Source organism: uncultured Gimesia sp. (assembly GCF_963972345.1).
In the GTDB taxonomy this organism is placed as follows: domain Bacteria; phylum Planctomycetota; class Planctomycetia; order Planctomycetales; family Planctomycetaceae; genus Gimesia.
Window position 1 is genome coordinate 21,150 of the sequence record NZ_CAXAVM010000018.1, and the last position, 26,204, is coordinate 47,353.

Here is a 26,204-nt window from a genome sequence, read left to right on the forward strand (position 1 = left end):
TCCTTGCAGTTCCTACAGCGCAGGATGGTTTTCCAGAACCGCCAGATTATCCCGATGAATGACTTCAGAATAAGGGACAGTTCCCAGTATGCCGGCAATCTGATCCGAACGTCGCATCACAATTTTTGCCAGATCATTTGAGTTGTAGTTACTCAGTCCACGGGCGAATTCTTCTCCCGAGGGACTGACCAGCGTGACGACTTCACCACTCTCAAAAGTGCCATCAATCGAACGAATGCCGATCGCCAGCAGAGACTTCCCCCCTTCCCGAATGGCTTTGGTGGCGCCCTCGTCCAGATGAAACTTGCCTTTGGGTCGAATCGTATAACCAATCCAGCGTTTCCAGGCAGAAACCGAAGCGCCCTGCGCCAGAAAGAGCGTGCCTACATCATCGCCGTTGAGGATCTGGTCCAGAATTCCTGCCTGTGTGCCATTGGCGATAATGACATTTTCTCCGACCGCAGTCGCAGAATGCACGGCCTGCAGTTTGGATTTCATTCCGCCGGTCCCCCGCGAGCTGCTGTCATTGGTGGCGAGGGAGAGTAACTCAGGTGTCCAGTCTTGAACCTGCGAAATTCGGGCACTGACCGGAGATTTCGGATCGCCGTCATACAGGCCGTCGACCACAGACAGAATCACCAGCAGTGGTTTCTTGACCAGGCTGGTGACCATGGCGGCGAGATGGTCGTTATCGCCGAACTTAATCTCTTGAATACTGACTGTGTCGTTCTCATTGACGATGGGAACCGCACCGTATTCGAACAGCGTATGGATGGTGTTACGTACATTGAGGTAGCGGGTACGATGTTTAAAATCATTAGCGGTCACCAGCAGTTGCGCCGCGTGATAGCCATGTTTCTGCAGGCAGCGATCGTAGCGTCGGATCAAATGGGCCTGCCCCACGGCGGCAGATGCCTGCAGGTGGCCGAGGTCTTTCGGTCGTTCTTTTAATCCCAACAGGCCCATGCCTGCACCGATGGCGCCACTGGAGACGACCACCACTTTTCGTCCTGTCAGCTTGACACGATGAATCTGCTCAGCCAGCGATTCGATCCGCTGGGGGTTGAGTGTATCGTCTGCGCAAGAGAGAACGTTTGTTCCAATTTTAATCACCAGCGTTTCCGCTGACTCGATAATTTCACGTCTGGTTCGACTCACAGTCCGCACTTTTTCCGGGAATCACTAAAAAATTTCAAAGAGGCACTCCCCACCGGGTCCCTATTTCTTAATATTTATATAATATAGCAGTCAGTGGCTGCAGCATAGACACACAATCGGGCAAGTTTGGCAGGAAACAGGGGCGATTTTCACTGAAATCGGCTCATTTTTCGTCTTATCAGCTGATTATATTTGTCTCTCCTCGACAGTCCTGAAACAATTTACCGCATAGTTCACCCGGTTCACACTGATTTTGAAACCCTTATTCACGAACTAAGGCATTTTATGTCGGAACTATACCACGAATGTGGCGTTGCAGCTGTCTACCATCTTCCTAATCGGGAAACCAGCCCCCTGGCCCCGATGGGATCCCCCGAAAAAACTTCGCAACTTATATCCCGTCTGCTGCTGGATATCCAGAATCGCGGCCAACTTGCGGCTGGAATGACAACTTTTAACCCGGCCCGCAATCAGCTGATCGACACTCACAAAGATGTCGGCACGGTAACCGAAGTCTTTCAGCTGAATCACCAGCAGACATTCAATGATCTGATGAAAAAGTATGAAGGCCCGGCAGCCATCGGTCATGTGCGGTATGCGACCTGTGGTAAAGACGACCGCAGCTATGCTCAGCCCTTCGAACGGCATCATATTCAGAAATCCAAATGGTTCAGCTTCGGCTTTAACGGTCAGCTGGCCAACTACCAGGATCTGTGCAAAGAAGTACTCACCGAGTCTGATTTTCACCTGGCCCGGGAAACAGATACGGAAATCCTGATGCATCTGATCTCGCAGGAACTTTCCAAAGAGAATCCCGGTGAGTTGCATGAAATTCTGGGCACACTCAGCAAGCGGCTGGACGGTGCCTATAACATTGTGTTTCTGGACGCCCTGGGCAACATGTTTGTCTCGCGGGATCCGGTCGGCATTCGTCCGCTGTGTTATGCCTTTGATGGTTCCCTGTTTGCGGCTGCCTCGGAAAGTGTGGCGCTGGCGAATATGGGATTTGATGAAGATCAGATCGAAAGTGTGGCGCCCGGCACGGCCGTGATCATCAAGGATGGAGAACTCTCGATTCACGAATACGCCCGGCCGACACAGAAAGCGCACTGCTTCTTCGAATGGATATATTTCGCCAACGTCTGCAGTACCCTGGATGATCAGAGTGTTTACATCACCCGTAAACGCCTGGGCGAGGAACTGGCCGAACAGGAAACCGTGACCATCGATGAAGACACGATCGTTGTTCCCGTGCCCGACACCGCGAAAGCAGCCGCCGACAGTATGGCTTATCATTTGAGCGTACCCTGCCTGGAAGGACTGATTCGAAACCGCTACATCGGCCGCACGTTTATCGAAGGTGCGAATCGCAGCGACAAAGTCCGTGCGAAATACACGCCGCTGCCCGAGGTGCTGGAAGGCAAACGGGTGCTGCTGGTGGAAGACACCATTGTGCGTTCGACAACGATGAAAGCCTTGATCAGCCAGTTGAAAGAACGGGGACGTGCGAAAGAAGTCCACGTGCGTGTTGCCTGTCCGCCGATCATCGGCCCCTGTTTTTACGGGATCGACATGTCGACCATCAACGAGCTGTTCGCCCCCCGTTTCCTGGATGGCGGCGAAATGAATCCTGAAGTAGAAAAAGCGATGGCCGCCGCCATTGGAGCCGACAGCCTGAAGTATCTGCCTAAAGAATCGATCGCACGCGCCGTGGGCCTGCCTGGCACTTCACTCTGCCAGGCCTGTATCGACACCACCTATCCCACCGAAGCGGGTCGCAAGCTGTACCAGATCGCCGTTGATAATTCTCAGAATGAAGACAGCGATTCCGATTCTCACCGGACTTACGATGTGACCCCACCCACGCCGGTTCGCACCTGACAGCCTGATCAGAATTCAATTAAGGAATACACGGTCCTATGTCTGCCTCACATGAGATAGAAATCCGCGTCCGCTATAACGAAACGGACGCGATGGGTTTTCTGCATCATGGTAATTACTTCACGTATTTTGAAATGGGTCGCACGGAACTCTTTCGGTCTCAAGGCGGTAACTACCGCGAGATGGAAGAGAAAGGCTTCCTGCTGGTGGTCGCGAAGATCGAATGCAAATACCGTCTCCCGGCACGCTATGACGATGTGCTGACACTGCGAACCACTCTGGAGAAAGTGACAGGGGCGAAGCTCGAACACAAATATGAGCTGTTTCGCGACGGCGCGAGTATCGCTGTGGCGCACAGCGTGATCGCCTGCGTGGACCGCGCGGGAAATATTCAGCGGATGCCGGCAGCGATGGAACAGCTGGGTACGGAGAGTTAACAGGCCCTGTGTGTGCCTGTCGAGCTTCGATTCGGTCTCACGCAACCACGGTGACAACAATCAGATTCACTCATACTTCAGGATTTTCTGCAGCAGATCCGCCGGGCTGTCCTCCGGACGCACATCGATTTCGCGGCACTCGGTGATATTGCGAAAGAACGTATGCTGGCGTTTGGCGAAACGTCGCGTCTGCTGCTTCAGCATCTCGACGGCCCGTTCCCAGGACCATACGCCTTCCAGGTAATCGATCAGTTCTTTGTAGCCCAGCGCCTGCCGGGCGGTGCGCCCCATTGGAACTTCCGCTGCAAGTAACCGTTTGACTTCGTCCAGCAAGCCTTCCTCCAGCATCTGATCGACGCGGAGATTGATGCGGTCATACAGCCACTCCCGGTCCGGCAGTAACCAGAACACGTGCGCCGGGCATTCTTCCGGAGTCAGCACATCCTCCGCATGTTGAGAGGAAAGCGGGACGCCGGTCACATGGTAGACTTCCAGTGCACGGGCCACGCGGCGAACATCGTTGAAATGATATTTCTCTGCCGAAACCGGATCCACGGCTGCCAGTCGCTGATGCAACGCTTCATTGCCTGCCGTCTCGGCAAACGCTTCCAGCTCGCTGCGATAATCCCAGTCCGCGGAAGGTCCGTTGAACACGCCACGCAAAATCGCCCGCAAATACAAACCTGTCCCGCCGACAAACAGGGGCGTCTTTCCCCGGGCAACGATCTGCCGACAACATTCGTCCGCCGCCGTAAAGTAATCGGCGACACTGTACTTTTCATGCGGATCGATTAAATCCAGCAGATGGTGGGGCACCCGTTCCCGCTCGGCAGCAGACGCTTTCGCCGTCCCGATATCCATACCTCGATACAGGGACATCGAATCCATCGCCAGGATTTCGGCGTTCAAATGCTCTGCCAGCAACAGGCTGAGTTCCGTCTTGCCACACGCGGTGGGACCTGCCAGAAACCAGCACTGCTGAAGAATTTCCCGGGAAAACTGCATGATTCCTCATCTTGGAGACACGAGCATCCCTCACAAAAATGAGGGACTCTCTGTTGGGGTGGACTCGTCATCCGAGCCCGATTCAGCTAGGATACACGGGGAATCACGATACGTTCTTAATTCCCGACTGTCATAGAGTATATTTATCCGCGTCGAATGTCGAAAGAGAGACCTCATGGCGAGTTTTGAAGCCAGCGTGCAACTGAATGCCACACCGCAGGAAATGTTCGATTTCCTGATTGATACCGATAATATCCTGAAGATCAGCCCCCCCGATACCGGCCTGTCCTTCACAAAAAAGCCGGACAAATTATATAAGGGCGCGATTCTGGAATTTCAGATCCAGGGCTTCGGCAAAGTTCAGGAAGGCACACACGAAATCATCGTGTTTGAAGAACCCACGCTGTTCACTGAAAGGCAGATCTCAGGACCACTGAAATCTTACACCCACGAACACCACATCGTCCCCGCGGGTGAAAACCAGATCACGCTCATCGATCGTCTGGAGTTCGAACCGCCCGGCGGACTGCTCGGCTTTCTGATCACGGAATCCAAGCTGCTCGATCTGTTCGATGAAGGCTTTTATCAGCGTCACCAGACATTGAAGAAACTCTTCCCCTGAGTCGCGAGCGCTCATTTGATAATCGAACGATTGCCCTGTGGCAGCTGCTGAGTTTGCGGCCGGGCGATCCGTTCTGCCGGCAGACCCAGGTCCGCCTGCACCGGTTCGTCAGGCTCCGTCAGGTACACGGTTTTCAAAGCATCCAGTCTCTGCTTGATGAGCGACAGTTGCTCCAGTTCTTCGACGATCGAGACATTCGATGCTTCCAGAGCACCAGAGCGGATCTGGCCGGCTCCTTTTGTTCCCGGTGTCAGCACCCGTGCGACACCCGCGCGTGGCGTCGTGGTAAACAGGCATGATTCACGCGGAAACAGTTCGCTCGCATCGGTGAAGCAGGCAATCTGCAGTTCCCCTGCCGTCACTTCCTTTTCGGCGTCTGCCAGTAACGCCGTCACAATTCCCGATTCCGAAATCTGAAGGGAATATGCTTCGGCAGGCAGCTTGATCTCAGGCACGATCAGATAATTGTGCTGGGACCCGCGAATACATAATCGCCCGTCTTCATCAAACATCAGCCGTCCCGTACGGGTATATGCGGTTGTCTCTCCCAGACGCACCTGAAGAAAGCCCTGCCCTTCGATGGCGATATCCAGTTCACGGCCCGTCTTCAGCAGTTCTCCACTCGTCTGGGAAATCCGAGTCTGCAGAACCTGGCTTCCCATGCCCACGGCAATGGGCGGCTCGGTTTCCGATTCTTCACTCGCCGGCGTTTTGACATATTCGTAAGGCAGCGATTCGAATTCCACGTACAGTCGTTTAAAACCGATCGTCCCGGCGTTCGCGATGTTATTCACAATCACATCCCGCGACAATCGCAGTGCGTCCACCGTGGGTCGCAATCGCTGCTGCAGTTCGTCCCGGTCCGCTTTTGATGAAAACCCGATGAATCCGGACTGGTCGGGCAATGCTTTCTGTGTCGTAGAAACCGGTTGCTGAGGAGGTAACGCTTCAAAGCTCGGCTGCAGCTGCGCCCATTTATCCTGTGTCGTGCGCAGCGCCCCTTTGGGCTGCAGCAGTTTGCGAATGGAAAGCAAATCGGAGGCCACTTTGTGAGGCACGCCCCGCAGCTCTTCAAACCAGATCTGTAATTCATCCTCGGTGGCGTCGGGCAGATGTTCGCGAATAATCGAACGCGTCATCTTGTCATCGCGCGCGGCAGAACGTTTCTCCGAATCAGCCAGCGGCTCTGCATTCAAAGGGGGCATCAGGGGACCTGGTGTCTGTAGAAAATCCTGGAGTGGTTTAGCCAGAATCGGCGGCTCAGGATCAGACTGTTCCGCCGCGTCATCATCAGAATACTCGTCGACGACAACCCCCGGTGTTCGCAACAGCGGACCGTTCAAGAGCGAATCGTCCGAAGTCAGTTCCGCAGAGTCCTCTTCGACTTCTTCCGATTCTGCCAGTGCCAGTTCGACCGGCTCCAGAGACGCTTCCGACAGAAAGCTTCCTGCCTGAAACTCATCTTCTGAATTCCCGGGCTCCACTGCGATTTTGCGTGGTTCCTGTGTGAACGTGAGCGAGACGGGAGTGCCCCTTTCGACAAAACCCAGATCCTTCAGATACAGGATTGCCTGGACAAACAGCACTCCGCATAAGACACAAACGGAAACAGCAAAAATGATCCGCTCAAAGTTTTTTCTCATATCCTGCTTCCCTGCAGCAACAAGGTTCGACATCCAGTTTCGACCTGCTGATTTCTGGATTGCATCACATTTAACCAAAGCGTCTCTCAAACTATGATACCCGGTTCAAATAGTCCTGGAGACGCGACTGGCAAACTGGACACAGTCCAGACTAAATCAGAAACGTTAAGTTAGCGGAAATAACGGTTTAGAACAAGACTTTTCTCAACCCCCGCCAGACCGTCAGAACCGATCGCGCTGTTCTTATCTATTCTGACGGGTGAGAGCCCGCGAATGTAGCGTAATCCGGCATGAATTACGTACAATAACAGAGTCTTCATATTAGACCGGTACGCCGAAGTGAGCGGAGAGACCGCCAGGATAAAGCCAACCCCGATAATCGAGTGCACTGACTCCCTGAAAAGCCAAAGTGCTGCCATGAATATGATACTTCCCAAATTCTACCGAGTCCGCCAGAACTTCCCGTCTTCCCGGATTGAAAACGTGGCTGAAACGGTTCGTATGGAACTGGCGAAGCTCAACCTGGAGAAAACAGTCAAACCAGGCGAGTCTGTAGCGATTACGGTCGGCAGTCGAGGCATCGCTAATATCGCCTTGATCATCAAGACCACTGTCGACTTTCTGAAATCAATCGAAGCGGTCCCCTTTATCGTGCCGGCCATGGGCAGTCATGGTGGTGGTACCGCAGACGGACAGACTGAAGTCATTGCCTCGTATGGAATTACAGCAGAAACGATGGGCGTGGAAATCCGCTCTTCGATGGAAACAGTGATCGTCGATACCACCTCGCACGGCATTCCTGTGCATTTCGACAAACACGCCTATGAAGCCGACCACGTCCTGATCTGCGGACGGGTGAAACCACATACCCGCTTTGTCGGCGACATCGAATCGGGCCTGCATAAGATGATGCTCATCGGCCTGGGCAAACATGAAGGTGCTAAAATCTATCACCGCGCGATCGAAGACATCAGCTTCGAAGAAATCATCAATGCGGTCGCCAAGTCGATTCTGCAGAAATGTTCGGTCGTCGCCGGGCTGGCAATCGTGGAGAACTCCTACGATCAGACCGCCCTCATCGAAGCCGTCCCGCCCGACCAGTTTTACGAACGGGAAAAGGCGCTGCTGAACATCGCCCGCGACTGGCTGCCCCGCCTCCCGTTTCCGCAGACCGATCTGCTGATCGTGGATCGCATCGGAAAAAATATCAGCGGATCGGGAATGGACGCCTGCGTCATCGGTCGCAAGTTCAACGATCACGCCGCCACCGAACGGGATCATGTTTCTGTCAAACGCATCATGATTCGCGGGCTGACCCAGGAAACGCACGGCAATGCCTGTGGCATCGGTCTGGCTGAATTCACCAATGAACGCACCGTGGCGAGCGTTGACTGGAAAATCACCCGGATTAACGCTAATACTGGTAGTCACCCGACCGCCGCCATGGTGCCGCTGGCCTACCCGACCGACCGCGAAGCCATTGAGGCGGCCCTGCAAACCATTGGCCTGGTTTCCCCGGAAGCCAGCCGCATTGTACAGATTTTTGATACGCTCGAATTGAGCGAAGTCATTGTCAGTGAAACGTACCTGGAGGAAATCAACAGTCGCGACGATCTGGAAATCATCGCCGGACCGTTCGAACTGGCATTCGACGCGGAACAGAATCTGACACCTGTTTTTGAAGCACCACGACACTAATGCTTTGTCAAGCTGGAAATTGAGAGTTGCAGTCGTTGTTTACGTGCTCCGTTGTCGCACTCTCGTGATATCTATCAATCTAAAAATTTAAAAATGACATTCCACTAATTCATTTAACATTAACAGAAAGAACGACATGTCCACCGAAGGCCTCTCCGCTGCCGCCCTTGAAGAACTTGCCAGGTACGATACACCCACCGTCTGCAACGTGATCGAACTCTGGAACATTCGTCCTCGTAATACGGGCTACATGAATGATTCGATCAAAGCCTGCTTCCCCAAGATGCCCCCGATGGTCGGCTATGCGTTGACCTCTACCTTTCGCAGCATGGCTCCCCCCCGCAGCGGCGACGTCTATTCCGGCCTGGATGCCCAGGTTGCTGCTTTCGAGTCACTGCCTGGTGCTCCCGTCGTCGTATACCAGGACATTGATGAACCCACGGCGTCTGCCACCTTTGGGGAAGTCATGTGCTCCACCTACAAAGCCTACGGCGCGAAAGGCATTATCACTTCAGGCGCGGGCCGCGATCTGGATCAGGTCGAAGCCCTCGACTTTCCTGCCTTCACCAACGGCACCAATTGTGCCCACGGTTACTGTCACACACTGCAGGTGAATGTTCCTGTGACTGTCGGCGGCATCCCCATTTATCCCGGCGACCTGTTGCACGGCGATCTGAACGGCGTCACGACGATCCCGACCGAAATCGCTTCTGAAATCGCCGACGCCTGCAAAGACCTGATGAAAGCCGAAGACATCGTGCTCGACTATCTCAAATCCGGCAACCTGACTCCCGAAGGACTGGGAGAAGCCCGCAAAGAACTGGGTGCCGAAATCGCCAAACTCGGTAAACGCCTGCGGGGCGAATAAAATATTCCCTGAATCGTAGATCAGAAAAAAGCCGGCTCTTCAGGGGCCGGCTTTTTTCTGAATGGGGATTCTACTATTGTGATGCGTTCTAGCGATTCACGGTCTGTTGCTGCTGGGCGAATTTGGGAGGCTTGACTGCCGACTCTTTGTCGTTGGGGGGAATTGTCTTGACGACTTTCCAGGCAAGTCCCAGTTTTTCGAGGACGAGGATCGCGCCGTAGGTCATATCGAGTTCCCACCATTTGTGGCCGTTCTTTGCCATCCGCTGGTACTTGTGATGGTTGTTGTGCCAGCCTTCTCCGTAAGTCATGAGGGCGACCCACCACAGGTTTTTGCTGTCGTCGGTGGTTTCGTAATTGCGGTAGCCCCAGATGTGGGTGGCGGAATTGACGAACCAGGTCGCGTGCAGCACGTAGAACAGACGCACGAACATCCCATACACGACCATGCTGATCGCGGTCTCTCTGCCACCCAGCCAGTAACCAATGCCATATAAAATGGCGCCCAGACCGATGTGCCAGAACAGAAATGTTTTCTGCAGAAACCGCATAAACGGGTCTTTGAGCAGATCGGGGGCGAACCGCTGATGGGTGGCCTGAATTTCTTCGCTGCTGTGATAGGGAACCAGCCAGAGAATGTGGCTCCACCAGCGACCCTCGCGCGGCGAATGCGGATCGCCGGGCTGATCGCTGTGCAGATGATGTTTACGGTGATTGGCGACCCACTGAATCGGAGGCCCCTGCCCGGCCAGTAAGCCAATCAGGCCGATCGCGCGGTTCATAAACGAGTAGGTCTGAAAGCTGCCATGTGTGAGCAGGCGATGGTAGCCCATGCAGATCCCGATACAGCCGGTGAGCCAGCCCAGGAATACAGCGGTCAGCAGTCCGGTCCAGGTGAAATAAAAGGGAGCAGCCAGCAGTCCCAGGTGAATGGCGACGACCCAGCCGATATTCGCCCAGTCGGGAGTGGCGTACCTGTCCGGCTGTGAAGTTTCAGCCTGGGGTGTCTCAGATTCGGGCGTCTCAGCAGCTGCGTTTTCAGGAAGAATGTTATCCGTTTCCGGAAGCGGCGCGAGTGTCTGCTGTGAATTCATATTTAAGAGCCCGATGCGATCTATATATGTGTGTAAATAAAAAAGTCGGCAGATTTTAGGGGGATCGGCGGATTGTGTCTATAGCGATGGGGGTAATTGGGGGGAAGAAGGAAGTTTTCTTAAGGCGTTTGTACAGTGGAAGTTATGGATTTCCGTTTTAAGAGTGAATCGGCTTCTGAATTTCTTCCAACTGCTGAAGTTGCTGAGCACTCATCCCCTCCGTGTAGAATTTCACAGAACGGGGAACGGAACCAGCAAATAAAGCGGAATGAGGGCCACCAGTGTACCTGTGACAAGATGAGCCAAGCGGGAATTACTGATGCGCGTCTGCATTTTCTTCACTCCCCGGGTTAATAAGTATTCTTCCGAAACTGCTTGCAGTCAAGAGTTTGTGTCGTCATGATCGTCGGCAGAGTTTGTTGACCCGCATCTCCGGTTTATTGAATTCAGACGAAATTGAATGAACCTGGTATCAAAAACAGCGGTCCCTTCGTTATAATGGGGCTGTAGCCAGTCTTGAGCCCTTTCGATGGGCAAACAGGGTCCGATACTCTCTCGCCATTCTATCCATCAGACCGTGAGAACGACTATGAAATTTCAACTTGTACTACAGTTTAAGGGTGCCGTAATCTCTGATTACGATTCTCTCGTGGATCTGGAATCCGTCATCATCGATCAAATTCAGGTGGATGGCAAGACCATTGTCGACGGACACGATTTCGGCAGTTCGGAAATGAATCTGTTTATGACCGTCGATGATCCCGCTAAAGTTCTCAGCCAGATCAGAACGCAGATTGACCATCCGCTGATGAACCGCTTCAAAGCCGGCTATCGTCCCATCAGTGAAGATGATTTCCATGCCATCTGGCCGGAAACCCTGCATGAATTCTCAATCAAGTAAGCGGACCCGCTGCTGAGACCACCTGGGGTGATAAACGATCTCACAGAGCGAGCCGTTGACTGCAGTCACTTTCAATTCCCGCAGATATTGAAGTCGATATGGGAATACTTCTGGCGTGCTTCCGGAGTGAGTGGTACCGGTTTTTGAATTGCGATATCACACCATTTCAGCCGGGACAGCTGGGGCAGCTGATTGAGCAGCGCCAGTCGTTCATCGGTCAAAGTGGCAGGATCTCTGATTTCGATCTGTTCCACATGCGACAACCAGGGCAGCAGATGAGAAGACTCTTCTCCAAAGTTCAACGCGTTGACATCCAGACTCTTAAGGGCCGGCATCTGTGCGAGCAGAAATAATGTCTCCTGAGTCAGATTCAGGTCTTTGCAGTAAAAGCTTTCGAGTTGCGTGAGCTGGGTTAAGGGCTGCAGCGCATACGCATCCGGCAGCGTGATGGGAACATGGCATTCCTGCAGGTTCTTAAAGCGGCCCAGCTGCTGCAGTGCGTTGCGAGCCTCTTCACCGGTCAGATGAATTCCCGTATCCCAGCCGATGGTCAGACTTCTCATTCCGGGCAGATCCCGGGAGAGTTTCTCCAGCAGATAACTCATCTCCTCTGGGGATCCCGAGGGGACCTTGAGCGAAGTCAGCTGCGGTGCGAGTACAAACGCATCAGCCAGTTTTTTTCCGGGGAACACATTTCGAACCACCCAGCTTTCCAGTTTCTGATGAGCGCCGGTTTTCAAAAATTTGACGAGCAGATCCTGCTTGACGGGGCCGCAATCGACTTCCAGGGCGACCAGTTGTGAGCAGCCGGAGAGCTTCTTCCAGAACGGGCTGACCCGGTTGGATGTGAGGTTCATGTATAATTTGAAGTCCTGCAGATGAGGCAGATCCAGAAGTTTTTCCGCAAGCGGGGAATCGATCTGGTTTTTGCCGAAATGCAGATGCAGACGTTGCAGCCCGTCCATCTGCGCGATCTGTTCCAGCGCCGTTTCATCCAGATGCGAATGCAGGATTTCCAGATCCTGCAGCCCGGCGAGTTTGCGGAGTGCCTGGTAACCGCGTTCGTTGATCCGGCAGTAAGAGAACTTGACTCCAGACAGGTTTTTAATTCCCGCGACGGCTTCGATACATTCTCCCAGTTCCGGGTTGGACTGGTCGCGGGTGCCATAAAACCAGATGCGGACAGGGAAAGGCAACTGATTGATCAGCGGAACCGATTTTTGAAGCGCTTCGGTATGCTGGTAGATTTTTTTCCCGTCCACGACCTTCTCTGGATTGCCGACCCAGATGGAGAACGGTTCGCCATTACGGGGAAACCAGATGGTCAGTTTCTGATCGCGGATCTGCTGATATAAATCATTTAAGGCGGGATCATTCCAGGGTTTCTGCGTGACACCGCTGGCGTTCACCGGGCGCAATCCCTGCAACTGGGGAATACGACTGGCGATCACCTGATTAATTTCATCCAGTCGGCGACCTGTCTTTTGTAAATCGGTATGGGTGTGATGTTGAATGGCCGGAGTGACATCAGCCACCACCTGCTTATCTGCGACGACCGACTGGGATCGATCTGAGTTGACCAGAAAACCACCAATGCCAGCCAGTGCCAGCAATACCACCACAAACGGGATCGCCCTTTTTCGAAACATCCTACGCTTTCCTCCATTCAGCAACTGGATCCTGAATCAGATGCTGGCCCCTTTAAAGCCGTCCCGGAAAGGGAGCAATTCAGATGCACTCCCCTCAGGCGAACACTTCACTAACTTATTGTACAGAACAAAACAGGTGTTGTCCTCTCTCTGAGTTAAAATTTTTAGTTCAAAACAGTTGCCTGACAAGTCGTTCTTCATATGTCCCAACATGCCAACACCTTAACTTAGCCTATTTTACTTCGGCCAGCATGAGGGATCTCCCTCCCTGCCGGGGAATTTTTTTCAAAAACCCGGTAACAGTCTGGCGGTTTCTTCGCATGGTAGTTCAGTCACAGATTGATTACTCACTTTTGAGGGGGCTGAAACATGATGACAGAGACCACTTTCACTTCGGGCTTCGACTCAACAACACAAATCGAAAGTCGACTGCAACAGATGATTAATCAGGGCAGCCTGACCCTGATGTTGTCCATCGGCTACCGCACCGGTTTAATACGGGTCCTGGGAGAGGTGGATGCAGCGACCTCTGAAGAGGTCGCAGAGAGAGCGGGTCTGCAGACGAGGCATGTCGAAGACTGGCTGGCTGTCATGACCACCGGCGGAATTCTGGAATACGATTCCCTCTTCCAGACGTATCGTCTGCCTGCGGAACAGGCGGCGGTATTACTGCAACGTGGACGCACGCACGCTTATGCTGCCAGCGTGCAATGGGTGTCACTCTCCGGGAAACTTGAGGATGAAATTGTAACCTGCTTCCGCGCAGGAGGTCCGCTGCCGTCTGATCTGTTTTCTCAGCTGCAGTCACAGCTGTTGGAAGATAATTCCGTGTCGATCATGAACGGGTTATTTAAACATGTCCTGCCGCTCGTTCCCCGTCTGATCATGCAACTCTGCGAAGGCCGGGACGTCCTCGAGCTGGGTTGTGGCGCCGGTCACACACTGATTGAGCTGGCGCGTACGTTTCCTGCCAGTCGTTTTGTGGGCTATGACAGTTCCGCCACACTGATTGAAAAAGCCAGCCGATCTGTCGCTGAGGAGCAGCTTGAGAATGTCACGTTTATCCAGCGTGATCTGTCGGTGATTCATGCCATCGACAGTTTTGATCTGATTCTGGCATTGGATGTCCTGCAGGATCAGGCTCGGCCGACCCGAGTTCTGGATCAGGTTCTCACAGCGCTCAGACCCGGGGGAACTTTCCTGATGCAGGACCTGGCACGCTCGCGCAACAGGGAGCTCAACCTGCAGCATCCGCTGGCAGCACTGATGCACTCCATCTCGAGTTTGCGGAGCATGGCAATCGTAGACCGGGAACAGAACGCCGATGGTTCCCGCTGGTGCCAGGAAATGGCATTGCAGACGTTACAGGAACTGGGGTACGAATCGATTGACGTCCACACGCTGCCGCATGACCTGGTCAGTGATTATTATGTGGCCAGCAAACCACGGGGGATTGCATCCTGAGGCTGCCAGGTTTACTTCTGGAACAGTCGTTCTTCCAGGAGCTCGTAATAGCGGGCATCGGTTCCGGCCTGATTGACATAAGAACTCAGAATGCCGGGATCGATGAAGACCATGGCTGGCTGTTCCTCGCAGTGGGCGGCAGACGCTTTCAATAAATAGCTGATATCCGTACGGCTCAGGCGATGTGTTTTACACAAATCATAGAACAATCCCTGGGGTGTATCGGAATTGGCCTTGCGCTGCAGTTGCATATTTTCCCAGAGATACAGAGTCAGCCAGACCATGACAATCACGATGGTGGCCGAGATCAGCATCCAGTTTTCCTGCAGCAGACTGCGATTACGAAATGCCCGGGAGATTTCATCGGTATGTCCTGCCAGCAGGAACCAGAATTCGATGTTCATGTTTCGTTCGTCCCTTCCACCTGGTTTCCATCGGGTTGTTCCTGAGTCAGCGGTCTCTGCAGCGCTTTGACTGCCATTTCGCGGATGCGCGTATTGGCGTCATTCACCAGTGTCGCCAGTGCCTGTCGTGCCGCGGAACTGGAAATGGTAGCCAGAATTTCGGCACTGGTTCTGCGGACCAGGTCGTCGGCATCTTCCAGTAAAGCAGCCAGGGCGGGGACCACCTGATCATGCAGCTTCAATGCATAGGCACAGCGGGCTGCCTGCATCCGACGTTTCCGCAGGGGATGTGCCATGGCGCGACTCAAATCGACGATGCACCGTGGATTCAGTTTCTGCAGCAGCTTCCCCACGGAAGGACAGACCTGGGGATGGAATTCTTCGAAATGTTCGAGGACATATTCGACATCAAAACTGGAGAGTTCCTGACGCGCCGCTTCGCGAACTTCCTCGACAGGGCTGTCTATTTTATTAATCAGCAGATTCATGGCATCCGGGACATGCTGCGCCCGGAGCTGACAGGTGGCCCAGGCCTGCTGAATGGGATCTTCCGAATCCAGACTTTCCAGAACCATTTCTGTCACTTCGGCGGTATCCATCTTCCGCAGCATATCGATGGCTGCTTCTTTGGCGGCAGGCGTCCCGTGCTGCAACATCCATTTCTGAGCCTGTTTTTTGCTGGCCACATCGAGATTGAGCAGGCTGATCAGTCGAATCAGGGCGACCTGCAGTACCTGGGGGATGCTGCTGAAGTCCTGTCGGTCCGCGCGGAGCCAGATCACCTGTTCCATCTGCCTGAAATTCGTCTGCTGCAGTTCCGTCGGTTTTTCCGGAAGCCAGCGCAACAGGTGGGCGATGAATTCGGGATCGTCACGCGTCGAAATCGCTTCCAGCACTTTGGCATTCGGATAATTCACTTCGGTGAAGTCGCAAATCAGCTGCATGACGCCGATATGTTTGCTTTGTTTCAGAACCTGTTCGACCAGTCGCCTGATGTCTTCGTTCGAACTCCAGAGCACTTTTCTGATGGCAGGATCATCCACCTTGCCCAGGATCAGCAGGCTCTCCATAATTTCTTCAGGGCGATCGAATTCCTGCAGATGCTCGGTGGCTGCGACAATCGCGTTGAGGTTGTCACGCCGGATGTCCTTTGCATTCTTCAGAAACGCACGCGAATAAACGGAGTCGACCGAGGGATTGAGAAAATATTCGTAGAGCCTGCCCACCAGGTAGCGCAGTGTCTGTGATGTCAGATCCGGCTGATGATTGACGAGCCGTTTATTTTCAAACAGGGAGATGATCGACGGGATCTGTTTAAAATCGCAGGTGATGCGGACAAATTCCAGTCCCGCGTACTGCAGTTCTCGATTCCCATGCTGCAGACATTGTCGAATCGCCGCATCGAGTGCATTGGAATGTGTCTCCAGCAGTTTGCGGACGCCGGCAGAATGAGTGGCATAGCGCCGGATAACTTCGACGAGTCCACGTGAACTCTGCTGCTGCAGTAAGGCGAAGACAGCCTGCTCACGAATTTCCGGATCTTCGACGTCGAGAGCCAGTATCAATGCATTCACGGCATGTGAATTTCGGCTCTGCGCAAGCAGGTCAAAGGTTTTAGAGATTGATGAGGCCATGACGAGATGAGATCGTATAAAGAGTGCCTGGATCTACAAAAGCAGAGTCAACCGGATTCGTCGGGTGAAAACAGTCAGACGTTCCTCCTGACATGATTCACAAAACTCTGCTATTGCCCGCTATCTCTCTATCGTACACGGGACCGGTTCTTCTGCAGCCTGCCCGCTGCAACACGATTATCCGGAATAACCACTACAGTCCGGTGAAGGGTAATTCGCTGAGAGGTTCTCTTGAAAGGGAGTTCCAGGTTTACTGTCCGTATTTCAGTCGCTTTGGAGCAAATCCGTCAGAAATTCGTACGACTCACGGACGACCTGGGGAGCCATATGACTGTGGCGGCTGAGTTCGACATGCAGTCCGCCGGGATATTCAATCTGTCGCAGACCCTGCATCACATCCGCAAAATCGATCTCCCCTGCACCGAACCTCAGATGATCGTGTTCTCCCCGGACCATGTCTTCAATATGAATGTTGAAAATCCGATCTTTCCAGGGTGCCAGATACTGGCTGATGGGCAGTTCTCCCATGCACTGCAGATGGCCGATATCGACGGTCAGTCCCCAACAGGGATGGCTGACGCGCTCATCCAGTTCTGCGAAGTCCTGCAGTGTTTCAATCAGCATGCCCGGTTCGGGTTCAAACGCCAGTCGAACTTCTTTTTCAGCCGCATAGGTGATGACTTCGCGGCAACCCTCTGCCAGCAGTTCCAGGGCGGCTTCACGTGGCAGATCCTGTTTCAGCTGCCCTGCCCAGAAGGAGACCGCGTCTGATTCGAGCGCCGCGGCCAGATCCACACAACGCTTCAGGAAATCAATGCGGCGGGCACGGGCCGCGGGATCGCCGGTGAGCAGGGTCGGCTCATGTTTCTCGCGGGGATCCAGCAGAAACCGGGCACCGGTTTCGATGACCGAGGAAAGCTGATACTTCTGCAGCAGCGCCTGCATTTCCTGCAGTCGCTGCTGCAGACCATCCGCATAGGGATTCAGACAATAATGATCGACGGTCAGCGCCACCGACTGGTAGCCGGTCTCGGCCAGCAGTTGAATCGCGTCATCCCAGCGATGAAAGGCCAGGCCATTCGTATTGTATCCCGGTTTCACAGGTCGACTTCTTTATGCTGTAACTGGAATGCATCACGCTAACCATAGCGTCTCCCGATCGATTATACTCGATCCCAATGTCACTGGAGACGCGACAGTAAAACGGGACACAGTCCCGGAGAAGAAAAAAGCCCTCGATCGACTTGATGAGGGCTCAAGGTTTCGCTGGTGTCACCAGGCTCAGTCCGCCAGTGGTTTGACACGTATATTTTTGTAATACACCACGCTTTTAGGATCGTGTGCCTGCAGAGCAAAGCTTCCTTTCTCTCCCAGTGAAGGAGAGCCTGTCGCACCTTCCGGTTCGGTGTAATCAATGACGGTCTGATCATTGATTTTCACAATCACGTGACGGCCATCGACGATGATATGCTGAGTCCACCATTCGTTATCTTTGGCGGGTGTTTTGAACAGTTTGACCCGGTTGTAGAGGCTGCCGGTTTTGACGGGGTCTTTGTGGCTGACGTTGACCTGTGATTCATAGCCTTGTGTCGGCCAGCCTTCTTCCTGGAATTTCGTGTGGAAGAAAATTCCCGAGTTGCTGCCGGGAGTGGTTTTGACGTCGGCTTTGAACTCGAAGTTCTTATACTCTTTATTGGTGAAGAGGTGCGAACGTTTTCCCGTCACTTCGATCACGCCATCCTTGACTTCAAAGGGGCCCCCTTCCGCGATTGTCCAGCCGGTCAGATCTTTGCCGTTAAACAGTTCGATCCAGCCCTCTTCGGTTTCGGCAGTTTTCTCGCCTGAGTAGACGCTGCTGGTGCCGATCAGCGATGAGACGAGCAGCGCCGCCATCAGACCGGATAAGACATTAAAACAGTTGCCAGCGCGGTATGTGTTCATCGTGTAGAAAACTCCTGGATGTCATGAGGAAATAGTCTGACGGTTTTCGCCTCACCATTGTTTATGTATCAGCTGAGTTCACAGCTGCCAACTGGAATCAATATATGCTACGCGGCGAGGGGACCGGTTAAAAGCAAACAGGGCACTTCCCGGCATATTTTCCGGAAAGTGCCCTGTCTTGTATTAAGGACCTTAAGTAATCCGCCATCGTTTACAGCTTGGGAAGTTTGATATCCTTACCGACCCCGTCATATCGCGGATCACGAAAATCTTCCGCAAAGTACATGCCGAAGCCCTGCCGTAACTCATACTCAGCCCGTTGTGCCCAGGGAGTTCCCGGATGTTCTTTGATGACCAGTTTGTACTGTGCTTCCGATTTTTTCAGTTGTTTATCCAGTTCTTCAGTACTGACCTTGGTCAGTTTGACCTGTTCCGGATCGGGGGGCAGCATTTCTTTACGTCGATGGACACTCCAGACATTGGTTTTTTTGTCTTTGGGTACAGGCATGTTTTTCGCGTGTTTGTCCATCGCCAGGCAGTACTGGAACAGACGCACGCGATAGGCCAGGCACTGTGCCAGCGCCAGGTCGTAGGCGGCGCGCCAGCGTGAAGATTTTTCCTGGGCACGTAAAGGCTCAATCGATTCGAGAATCTCAACGGCTTTCTGCAACAACCCCATGGCGCGGATGGCCTTGGGAACCTCTTTACTGCCGACTTCAAAAAACTCTTTCTGTGTGAGCGGGTAATAAAGCTCTCTGATATTCAGCTGTTTATCGAGATGCGGATTGAGTGTGACGATCACCTTCCAGATCGAAGACCGAAACTTGCTGGCACTGCGTTCGGCATCGTAATCACGACGGGACATCAGAAGCGGTTGATACTCTTTCATATCCTGGAAACGGAACTGACGATCCGCGGTGCTGCCGGCGCCCCCCAGTTCACCTTCTTTTCCGGGCAGAACAAAGAAGATCCCGCCGGTTTCACGGGCGATGCGTACCTGTTCGTAAGGGCCGAAGCCTGCGGAGAACGCATCCCAGCGGCCATGCAGACCATCGTATTGTAATGCTTCCGGAAACGCGGTTTCAGGACCACGATTGATGCGAATCCAGTGTCTCAGGTTATACACGGGATCAGTCCAGATCTGGCGGGCATAAGGATAGCCAAAGACTGATTCGCGGCCAAGAATGTAGATCGGTGTTTTGACGCGTTTGGCACGCGTAATGACTTCTTCGACCGCGGCCCCGTCATCGCCTGATTCATCGGTGACCACAACGACACACAGCCGTCGATCGGTTTTGCGGGCCATGACCGTGTATTTGTCAATCGTGGCCGAAACGGTCTGGCACATGTTTTCCAGGCCGGTTTCGTCGGTCGGGATCTTGGTAATCGCGTCCTGAACTTCTTTCAGATCGGTAGTTGGTTTGGGCGTATGGACATGCACTGTGGCACCATAACTCAGAATGGACGTCAACAGGGTCTGATCCCGCTCACGGGTTTTCGATTCCTGCTTGGCAGCGATCCCCAGTTCGCCATAGATTTTATTGAAGTTGTCTCTGATTTCTTTCTGGTCGTCTTTCATACTGCCCGATTCATCGAACAGCCAGACCACCAGAATTTTTTCTTCCCGCATGATGCGGATCAATTCTTTGGAAATCCGGCTCATGGCTGAGCCGTATCCTTCCACGACGGCCCCCACTTCCCCGGTCACTTCGCCGACACCCAGGTCTTCGCCGAGGATGTCATCACCGGGCGCGGTGATCTCGCCAGCATTGATTTTGATTTCGGGCTCTTTCAGGCTCTCTGAGGATTCAATCTTCTGTGAAGATACAGCGGGTGCCGTGGAGGCACCGACGTTTGTGGAAACCATGCCACCGGAGGTCACGCTCAGGTTTTCGGACACTTCCAGATTGGTTTCCAGAACCTGTTCGAATTCCGCCTGATCGCGTTCCTCATCAAAGATCGTTTCGATTGCGACTTCGGGCTGATTGTCTGTGAGCTGATGGTGCATAAAGCCCATCCCGACCAGAATCACCGCGTGTACAATCAAAGAGGTAAAGAAAGCGGAATAATCTCGCGCCTGAGCCATCTGTAATAACCCCCCGGTCATTTTTATAGCGAACTGCTATTTAAAAACGAGTGCCTGTTTTGTCTCAACAAATATGAAAATATTGCTGATCCGGTTTTGAAAATGGAAATGAATCTATAATACGCGTCTGCTCTGAATAATCCAGTCAGATCAGTCGCTAAACTGTTTGTATGGTTAGTGATATTGAAATTCTGCAAGATCAGATTTTGAGTGGTTTGCCGCCCGTCGCACCACGTTTTTTCAGTGCCTCATTTCTCTTACGCTCTTCTTCTTCAAAACGTGGGTTTGGTGTGCGAACACGATTTCCTTCGGGATCCAGGTTCAGCTTGATTTCCTTCCACGCCCAGCCGAGTGGCTGATCCAGCTCTTTGGCGGCCAGGAACGCCCAGGGAGTTCCCGGATGCTCATCGATAATGCCGTTCAATATCTCCTGGGCCTGCTTCCCCAGTTTTCTGACGGAGGGACTGGAACGCACATCTTCCGCAGGAACCAGTCGCCAGGCGTTGTTCTCTTTTTTCTCAAATACTTTGGGACTGCTCTTCATGTCCGCGAGGATGGTATTGTAACCATAGGCCCGCACCCGCGTTGCCAGTACGCGTCCCAGGGCCAGATCGTAGTTGGCCCGCCAGCGGGGCTCGGTGATCTTGGGACGGTCTTTCAAACCCTGCTCCAGAATCACCTGCAGTTCATTGAGCCCGTAGTCGAGTTCGGAAACTGGTTTCTGAGCTACGGTGACTGCCTGCCGTAATACATTGTCGGTATTGGCCGGGAATTCGAGTGTGGGAGTCGGCAGGTTGCGTTTGGAAGTCCGGGTGGCTGTCGCCGCCATCACCAGCGCTCTCTTGGCCATATTCTTTTCGATTTTATTCGAATAGTCACGTATCGAAATGTAGTCGGGGTGATAGGCCCGCATGTCGGCTGGTTCAAATTTGGGGCCACTGGTTTCTTCGGTGATGAAATAGATGCCGTTGGTTTCCGCACACAGGCGTGTTAACGCATAAGGACCATAGCCGGAAGAAATTTCGCGAACGTCATAGCTGTTCTGTCCCCAGAAAGGTAATTTAATGCGTTCCGGAGCGACGGTTTCGGGACCGGTTTCAGAAACAGCATCTACCTTTACGCCAGGTTCAATTTCGAAATCACGAATGATCACTTCGCGCTGACCGAAAGGGGCTGCGTTGCCCACGACGTAACATTTAATGCCGTTACGTTTGGTAAGCATGATGGCATCTTCGAGATTGGCCTGTGCATCGGTGCCCGCTTCGTCCGTGACCACAATGACCATCATATTGCGACGGCCTTGTTTTTTATACGAGAGCCAGCGTTTAGAGACCTGCGTGACAGCGGAAAATACATTCTCGTCACCCGATGTGTCTTCTTTGATCGAACGGATCTGCGAGACGACTTCTTTGACGTCGCTGACGGGATCCTTGGTGATGAACTGCGTGGTGGCACCGAAGGCGGCGACTGCGGTTCTCAGTGCGCTTTCATCTTCCACGGCGTCCAGGATTCCCAGTTGCTTGTAGACATTTTCAAACCGGTCGGCAATTTCGTTACGACGTTTGCTGACGGAGGGAGAGACGTCAAACAGCCAGACGACCAGTAGTTTCTTTTCCTTGGCCGCGGCAGCAATTTCGAGTGTCAGGCGGTCGATGGCACCGGCGACGCCACCATCGGGTCGGTCGGTTTCACCAGTCACTTCAACGGCAGCCATCAGCTCTTCTTTGGCGGGCTGCGTCATCAGGTCATCGATGATGGGCTCGGGGGCTTCAATTTCATTTTCCAGCTGATCCTGCATCGCCTTCTGCTGTTCAACGGATGTCTGGGGCGCTGCAGCCATGGACTGGGTCATCAGTGCGGTGTCACCGGCGGTTCCCACCACATCCTGAATAGTTGGATCGAGCTTGAATACGTTGTCATCGATCTCTTCAATCGAAGAGATGATCGCGTTTTCCGAGTCGAGCAGCGTGATGCGCGTAAAGCTGGCCAGCATGAACAGGAACAGGAGGTGAACTCCCAGACTGATCAGCCAGGCGGGAGCTTCCTTTATGTTCAACCAGTTGTGAGGTTCAACGTCTGCAATTTCTTCCACTTGAACTTCCCGGACGGAATTGACAACACTCACGGCCTGCTCCTTTAGGATTAGACAAATACTTTTAACTGCTCCCCATTTCGCGCAGAAACAGCGAACAAAATTCGTAGTGAACACCACGGGCTGGAAAACCAGCCTCATACATCAGACGACATTGATGATTATAAGAATTTTCGTCCTGCAATGGTTCATCAAATCTACGATTTTACCCCTGAAATCCGACAAATACAATCATTGGCCGTTTTAGTCGCCACAAAAAGTATACACCTGACCATATTTTATGAAAATTCCGGGGATGTGCCTGTATTTATTAACCGCAAAAAACAGCTTAACATTCGTCATGTTTTTGCATTCTCCAATATTTCACAACGATTTACGAAGAACAATTACCAATACCGGGCGAATTCAATAAACTGACATCGCTGATCTCCAGGTGTATTTTCTACTACAGGTTCCCCTACATGTCATTTGAGTGGCTTACAGACTGGCTCCCTTTCACGTTTTACTACCTGATGGTGCTGCTGCTGTTTCTGGCGAACCTGACTGCGTGGGTTTCGATTCTGTTTCTGGTCCCCGGGAACTGGATCATGGTTTTTCTGTCTGCCCTGTTTTATCTGTTCATGCCCGGCCGGGACGAACATGGCGTCTCACTCACCGTGCTGGTCATTGCGCTCGCGCTGGCGGGGCTCGGCGAAGTAGTCGAAGCGCTGGGCAGTTCGGCGGGTGCTGCCAAAAAAGGAGCCAGTCGCCGCGCGATGATTCTGGCATTGCTGGGAACCTTTATCGCCAGCGTGATCGGGGCAACCGTCGCGACTCCTCTCCTGCCTCCCCTGGGAACCATCTTCGGTGCGATTTTTGGCGGCGCGCTGGGCGCATTTGCCGGCGCTTACCTGGGAGAAGTCTGGAAAGGCAACCAGGAAGTGAACCGCATGCACATCAGCACCGCGGCGTTTGTGGGCCGCCTGCTGGGAGTGGTCGGGAAACTGGTGATCGGCGTTGTCATCCTGGTGATGATCACGATCGACTCCCTGTTTTAACCCGAAATAATTTTGCGATGACGATAAAAAAAGTGCTCCCTTTCCGAAAAAAGAGAGCACGCTTAAGCCAGTTCATTGTTCAGGAACTGTCTGTTTATTCGAGATCAAAATTGATTTCGTTACCGCCTTCTTTCACCTCTGCAGTCAACCCGGAAGTTTTTTGCAGATTGTATTTCGTCGGGATGAGAGAGGGCACCTGGTCGGCTTCCGCATCTTCAGGAAGCACGCCTTCCATATCGCGTTCCGAAATGATGGCGACTTGATGCTTGCCCAGCAAAGCGCCATCTCCTGCTTCGTAGGTCGTGAGTTCATAACTGCCATCGGGTTGAATCTGCCCCTGGCCAATTTTTGCACCGAATTCGGGAAAGAAAATAATCTGCCCTCGCTCCAGAGGTTTGCCCTCGTAGGAGACCACGCCTTTGACTTCTGCTACGGGCTTCTGATCGGTGGCGTTACCACCACAGCCGGCAAGTACGAGTGCGGACAGGACAGCGCTGAATGCCGCGATCTGTTTAAAAAAATGACTACATGAAATCTTCATCGTTGGTGATACCTGTTTTGTAAGGGAACGATCTTGAAAAAGACAAATATCCGCCTGCCCCTGGCGCACAAACCGTTGTTTCCAGGACCGTGAGTGACAGATTATTTAGTGAAATGAACTCTCACTGCTCAGCAGAGCAGTGAGAGAGAGCTTACTTGAGTGACAGCAGGGAAAGTCCGACTTAGACTGTGTCCAGTTTTACTGTAGTGTCTCCAGGGCCATTTGGACCGAGTATATTAGATTGAGAGACGCTATGGTTAAATGTGATGCGATCTAGTATTCGCCCACCACTTCTTCGCCCGCACGTGTCGCCAGGCCTTTCAGCAGATCCAGGCTCGTACTTTCAGAGAGGAACTGCACACGACCGTCACAGAACAACAGATGCGCTCCGCCCACATGTTGACTTCGCCAGGAGACACCATATTGCGAATGCGTACTGGAGCCAATGGGATACTGGGTCGCCTTAGTATCAATCATTAAATACCCGTCGCTGTCGCCATAAAAATAGGAACCCCAGGTCCAGGGAGGCATATCGTCCCAGCCTGTATTGGGCCCCCAGCCTCCCCGCGCGGACGAAAGCTCTCCCAGCAGGAAGGTATTGGAGGGTCCATCAGTGATATCACTCAGGCGGGTTTTGTGTCGAGGGTAAAGCACGCCGGAGGTGACGTAATGCCGACTGGAATTGGAGCCGCTTACGAATCCAACGTCAACCGAGCCTCCATTCCCTCGATAATGCAGTCCTCCCTGGGAGGGAACCGAGGAATGTGTCGGAGCCGTATCCCCCAGTTCAGAAGAAGGGCAGAGAACTACAGTCAGAGGCGTTGTGAATTCCGGTTGCGCGCCGGGGGCACCGCGCCAGGGATGGGACTGATTAATTTCACCAATGGCCTCATAGCGATTCGCCTGATCAAGATAAGGCAGAAGGCGCGCGACCCAGCCCATATTGTAATGAGACTCTCGAAAGTAACCCGTGGGGAACATACGAAAGGTATCGTGATAATTATGAAATGCCAGACCGAGTTGTTTCAGATTATTTTTGCACTGTGAACGGCGGGCCGCTTCACGTGCCTGCTGAACCGCCGGCAACAACAGTGCAATCAGAATCGCAATAATTGCGATCACCACCAGAAGTTCGATCAGTGTAAATCCACGTCGCTTCTCTGTGTTCAAATTCATGGGACTCTCTCAATCAATAAAAAACAGATATGAAAAATGAAAATTCGGGCTTCGTCAGTAATACCGAACGGCGAAAAATCGAAACACGAATCAAACTCAATGAGAATGCAGACAGCTGCCGGGCGCGACAATTCGTCTGACTTATTCAGATATGTTAATTTAATAATACCATGTTAATGAACAAATCTTAATTTTCAATCTTTATTTATTGAGAAATTAGTCCCACATAATTGAACTCGCGACGGCCATACACATCGCAATTCATTGATACATATTGCTTTCCGATATTGAACGGAAACTATCGGGCACTAGCATTATTGGACAGAACGTCCTGATAGAAAGGCGCAGTAACCCCCCTGGCAGACCTATCTTAACGATATATGGCTGGCATAATGGGGGAAAATCGGACTAACCGGCGTCTTTCAAATCGAAGGAAAACTCGCTGGAATCGTCTGTCACTTCGAGTTGAAGCGGACTCGATTCGCTGTCGCGAAACCGGGCCGGAATCGCGGGAGACGCTTTCTTCGGTGCAGCGGCCTGGCCGGGCTCTGGCGGAACGGGATCCATTTCGGGAGGCAGAATGGTCACATTATATGTCCCCAGTGCGACATTCGGAATAGTGACAACGCCTTCTTCAGTCAGTGATCCCCCGCCCCCTTCGCCGGTCTGAGGATTTTCCAGATTGACCAGGCCCGCGGTCACCGGGGCACCAGCCAGAGTCACAGTGATCGAAACATCTCGGCGGGGCTTATCTGAACCAGGGGTATGACTGCAGCCGCTGAGAACGGTGAAGCCGAGCAGCAGGGACAATATTAATGGGAGTGACTGATATTTCATCAGAGGTCTTTCCTCAAGTAACCGGGGATGCAGTGGA

General features: G+C 52.9%; 22 protein-coding genes. 8 read left to right on the forward strand and 14 right to left on the reverse strand.

The window, feature by feature from the left end:
- Window positions 1–12: 12 nt before the first annotated feature.
- Entirely contained in the window at window positions 13–1,158 is a 1,146-nt protein-coding gene (proB, locus tag AACZ40_RS04955) for a glutamate 5-kinase (protein WP_291177729.1), read from the reverse strand.
- 285 nt (window positions 1,159–1,443) lie between these two features.
- On the opposite strand from proB, the gene AACZ40_RS04960 reads away from it, so the two are divergent.
- Window positions 1,444–3,039, forward strand: coding sequence for a phosphoribosyltransferase family protein (locus AACZ40_RS04960; protein ID WP_291177727.1), 1,596 nt, complete (start codon window positions 1,444–1,446; stop codon window positions 3,037–3,039).
- A 38-nt stretch (window positions 3,040–3,077) separates the two neighbouring features.
- Entirely contained in the window at window positions 3,078–3,476 is a 399-nt protein-coding gene (locus tag AACZ40_RS04965; protein ID WP_291177724.1) for a thioesterase family protein, read from the forward strand.
- Between the two features lie 66 nt (window positions 3,477–3,542).
- Here AACZ40_RS04965 and miaA read toward each other — a convergent pair whose 3' ends face one another.
- Window positions 3,543–4,481 (reverse strand): tRNA (adenosine(37)-N6)-dimethylallyltransferase MiaA, encoded by a 939-nt coding sequence (gene miaA, locus AACZ40_RS04970; protein WP_291177722.1) that lies wholly within the window; start codon window positions 4,479–4,481, stop codon window positions 3,543–3,545.
- A 175-nt stretch (window positions 4,482–4,656) separates the two neighbouring features.
- Between miaA and AACZ40_RS04975 the strand changes: the two genes are divergently transcribed.
- Complete coding sequence (locus AACZ40_RS04975; RefSeq protein WP_291177720.1) at window positions 4,657–5,103, forward strand: SRPBCC family protein; 447 nt, start codon at window positions 4,657–4,659, stop codon at window positions 5,101–5,103.
- 11 nt (window positions 5,104–5,114) lie between these two features.
- Here AACZ40_RS04975 and AACZ40_RS04980 read toward each other — a convergent pair whose 3' ends face one another.
- Entirely contained in the window at window positions 5,115–6,746 is a 1,632-nt protein-coding gene (locus AACZ40_RS04980; protein WP_291177717.1) for a flagellar hook-basal body complex protein, read from the reverse strand.
- Window positions 6,747–7,163: 417 nt separating this feature from the next.
- Here AACZ40_RS04980 and AACZ40_RS04985 point away from each other — a divergent pair, with 417 nt between their 5' ends.
- Window positions 7,164–8,444 carry a lactate racemase domain-containing protein gene (locus AACZ40_RS04985; protein ID WP_291177714.1) on the forward strand — a complete coding sequence of 427 codons (1,281 nt, stop codon included), beginning with the start codon at window positions 7,164–7,166 and terminating at the stop codon, window positions 8,442–8,444.
- A gap of 136 nt (window positions 8,445–8,580) precedes the next feature.
- Window positions 8,581–9,312, forward strand: a complete 732-nt coding sequence (locus tag AACZ40_RS04990; protein WP_291177711.1) for an RraA family protein — start codon at window positions 8,581–8,583, stop codon at window positions 9,310–9,312.
- An 88-nt stretch (window positions 9,313–9,400) separates the two neighbouring features.
- Here AACZ40_RS04990 and AACZ40_RS04995 read toward each other — a convergent pair whose 3' ends face one another.
- Window positions 9,401–10,405 (reverse strand): fatty acid desaturase, encoded by a 1,005-nt coding sequence (locus AACZ40_RS04995; RefSeq protein WP_291177708.1) that lies wholly within the window; start codon window positions 10,403–10,405, stop codon window positions 9,401–9,403.
- A 589-nt stretch (window positions 10,406–10,994) separates the two neighbouring features.
- On the opposite strand from AACZ40_RS04995, the gene AACZ40_RS05000 reads away from it, so the two are divergent.
- Complete coding sequence (locus tag AACZ40_RS05000; protein WP_291177705.1) at window positions 10,995–11,306, forward strand: hypothetical protein; 312 nt, start codon at window positions 10,995–10,997, stop codon at window positions 11,304–11,306.
- Window positions 11,307–11,377: 71 nt separating this feature from the next.
- Here the strand turns inward: AACZ40_RS05000 and AACZ40_RS05005 are convergent, their stop codons facing one another.
- Complete coding sequence (locus tag AACZ40_RS05005) at window positions 11,378–12,955, reverse strand: hypothetical protein (RefSeq protein WP_291177702.1); 1,578 nt, start codon at window positions 12,953–12,955, stop codon at window positions 11,378–11,380.
- Between the two features lie 369 nt (window positions 12,956–13,324).
- On the opposite strand from AACZ40_RS05005, the gene AACZ40_RS05010 reads away from it, so the two are divergent.
- Window positions 13,325–14,419: a class I SAM-dependent methyltransferase gene (locus tag AACZ40_RS05010; protein ID WP_291177699.1), complete on the forward strand. Its 1,095-nt coding sequence runs from the start codon at window positions 13,325–13,327 to the stop codon at window positions 14,417–14,419.
- An 11-nt stretch (window positions 14,420–14,430) separates the two neighbouring features.
- Here AACZ40_RS05010 and AACZ40_RS05015 read toward each other — a convergent pair whose 3' ends face one another.
- The 6 genes from AACZ40_RS05015 to AACZ40_RS05040 form a co-directional block, all read right to left on the reverse strand.
- Window positions 14,431–14,823, reverse strand: a complete 393-nt coding sequence (locus AACZ40_RS05015) for a hypothetical protein (RefSeq protein WP_291177696.1) — start codon at window positions 14,821–14,823, stop codon at window positions 14,431–14,433.
- Window positions 14,820–16,397: a HEAT repeat domain-containing protein gene (locus AACZ40_RS05020; RefSeq protein ID WP_291177693.1), complete on the reverse strand. Its 1,578-nt coding sequence runs from the start codon at window positions 16,395–16,397 to the stop codon at window positions 14,820–14,822. Before AACZ40_RS05020 ends, AACZ40_RS05015 begins: the two co-directional genes overlap by 4 nt.
- A 324-nt stretch (window positions 16,398–16,721) precedes the next feature.
- The gene (locus AACZ40_RS05025) at window positions 16,722–17,558 is read right to left on the reverse strand and encodes a sugar phosphate isomerase/epimerase family protein (protein WP_291177692.1); all 837 of its coding nucleotides are present in this window, start codon (window positions 17,556–17,558) and stop codon (window positions 16,722–16,724) included.
- Window positions 17,559–17,738: 180 nt separating this feature from the next.
- Entirely contained in the window at window positions 17,739–18,398 is a 660-nt protein-coding gene (locus AACZ40_RS05030; RefSeq protein WP_291177689.1) for a DUF1080 domain-containing protein, read from the reverse strand.
- 211 nt (window positions 18,399–18,609) lie between these two features.
- Entirely contained in the window at window positions 18,610–20,484 is a 1,875-nt protein-coding gene (locus tag AACZ40_RS05035) for a vWA domain-containing protein (RefSeq protein ID WP_291177687.1), read from the reverse strand.
- A gap of 199 nt (window positions 20,485–20,683) precedes the next feature.
- Window positions 20,684–22,609, reverse strand: coding sequence for a vWA domain-containing protein (locus AACZ40_RS05040; RefSeq protein ID WP_291177684.1), 1,926 nt, complete (start codon window positions 22,607–22,609; stop codon window positions 20,684–20,686).
- A gap of 428 nt (window positions 22,610–23,037) precedes the next feature.
- Here AACZ40_RS05040 and AACZ40_RS05045 point away from each other — a divergent pair, with 428 nt between their 5' ends.
- Window positions 23,038–23,613 (forward strand): DUF456 domain-containing protein, encoded by a 576-nt coding sequence (locus AACZ40_RS05045; RefSeq protein WP_291177681.1) that lies wholly within the window; start codon window positions 23,038–23,040, stop codon window positions 23,611–23,613.
- Between the two features lie 94 nt (window positions 23,614–23,707).
- Here AACZ40_RS05045 and AACZ40_RS05050 read toward each other — a convergent pair whose 3' ends face one another.
- The 3 genes from AACZ40_RS05050 to AACZ40_RS05060 all read right to left on the reverse strand — a co-directional run bounded on the left by AACZ40_RS05050 (window position 23,708) and on the right by AACZ40_RS05060 (window position 26,167).
- The gene (locus tag AACZ40_RS05050) at window positions 23,708–24,154 is read right to left on the reverse strand and encodes a hypothetical protein (RefSeq protein ID WP_291177678.1); all 447 of its coding nucleotides are present in this window, start codon (window positions 24,152–24,154) and stop codon (window positions 23,708–23,710) included.
- A 273-nt stretch (window positions 24,155–24,427) separates the two neighbouring features.
- Window positions 24,428–25,330: a DUF1559 domain-containing protein gene (locus tag AACZ40_RS05055; RefSeq protein WP_291177674.1), complete on the reverse strand. Its 903-nt coding sequence runs from the start codon at window positions 25,328–25,330 to the stop codon at window positions 24,428–24,430.
- Window positions 25,331–25,738: 408 nt separating this feature from the next.
- Entirely contained in the window at window positions 25,739–26,167 is a 429-nt protein-coding gene (locus tag AACZ40_RS05060) for a hypothetical protein (protein ID WP_291177671.1), read from the reverse strand.
- Between the last annotated feature and the right edge of the window lie 37 nt (window positions 26,168–26,204).

Excerpts from the sequence above, each read along its gene's own strand:
- AACZ40_RS04990 (WP_291177711.1), top strand. The coding sequence starts at position 8,581 with ATGTCCACCGAAGGCCTCTCCGCTGCCGCCCTTGAAGAACTTGCCAGG.
- miaA (WP_291177722.1), bottom strand. The coding sequence starts at position 4,481 with ATGCAGTTTTCCCGGGAAATTCTTCAGCAGTGCTGGTTTCTGGCAGGT.
- AACZ40_RS04995 (WP_291177708.1), bottom strand. The coding sequence starts at position 10,405 with ATGAATTCACAGCAGACACTCGCGCCGCTTCCGGAAACGGATAACATT.
- AACZ40_RS05010 (WP_291177699.1), top strand. The coding sequence starts at position 13,325 with ATGATGACAGAGACCACTTTCACTTCGGGCTTCGACTCAACAACACAA.
- AACZ40_RS05000 (WP_291177705.1), top strand. The coding sequence starts at position 10,995 with ATGAAATTTCAACTTGTACTACAGTTTAAGGGTGCCGTAATCTCTGAT.
- AACZ40_RS04985 (WP_291177714.1), top strand. The coding sequence starts at position 7,164 with ATGAATATGATACTTCCCAAATTCTACCGAGTCCGCCAGAACTTCCCG.
- AACZ40_RS04980 (WP_291177717.1), bottom strand. The coding sequence starts at position 6,746 with ATGAGAAAAAACTTTGAGCGGATCATTTTTGCTGTTTCCGTTTGTGTC.
- AACZ40_RS04975 (WP_291177720.1), top strand. The coding sequence starts at position 4,657 with ATGGCGAGTTTTGAAGCCAGCGTGCAACTGAATGCCACACCGCAGGAA.
- AACZ40_RS05005 (WP_291177702.1), bottom strand. The coding sequence starts at position 12,955 with ATGTTTCGAAAAAGGGCGATCCCGTTTGTGGTGGTATTGCTGGCACTG.
- AACZ40_RS05045 (WP_291177681.1), top strand. The coding sequence starts at position 23,038 with ATGTCATTTGAGTGGCTTACAGACTGGCTCCCTTTCACGTTTTACTAC.
- AACZ40_RS05015 (WP_291177696.1), bottom strand. The coding sequence starts at position 14,823 with ATGAACATCGAATTCTGGTTCCTGCTGGCAGGACATACCGATGAAATC.
- AACZ40_RS05050 (WP_291177678.1), bottom strand. The coding sequence starts at position 24,154 with ATGAAGATTTCATGTAGTCATTTTTTTAAACAGATCGCGGCATTCAGC.
- AACZ40_RS04960 (WP_291177727.1), top strand. The coding sequence starts at position 1,444 with ATGTCGGAACTATACCACGAATGTGGCGTTGCAGCTGTCTACCATCTT.
- AACZ40_RS05060 (WP_291177671.1), bottom strand. The coding sequence starts at position 26,167 with ATGAAATATCAGTCACTCCCATTAATATTGTCCCTGCTGCTCGGCTTC.
- AACZ40_RS05055 (WP_291177674.1), bottom strand. The coding sequence starts at position 25,330 with ATGAATTTGAACACAGAGAAGCGACGTGGATTTACACTGATCGAACTT.
- AACZ40_RS05035 (WP_291177687.1), bottom strand. The coding sequence starts at position 20,484 with ATGGCTCAGGCGCGAGATTATTCCGCTTTCTTTACCTCTTTGATTGTA.
- AACZ40_RS04965 (WP_291177724.1), top strand. The coding sequence starts at position 3,078 with ATGTCTGCCTCACATGAGATAGAAATCCGCGTCCGCTATAACGAAACG.
- AACZ40_RS05030 (WP_291177689.1), bottom strand. The coding sequence starts at position 18,398 with ATGAACACATACCGCGCTGGCAACTGTTTTAATGTCTTATCCGGTCTG.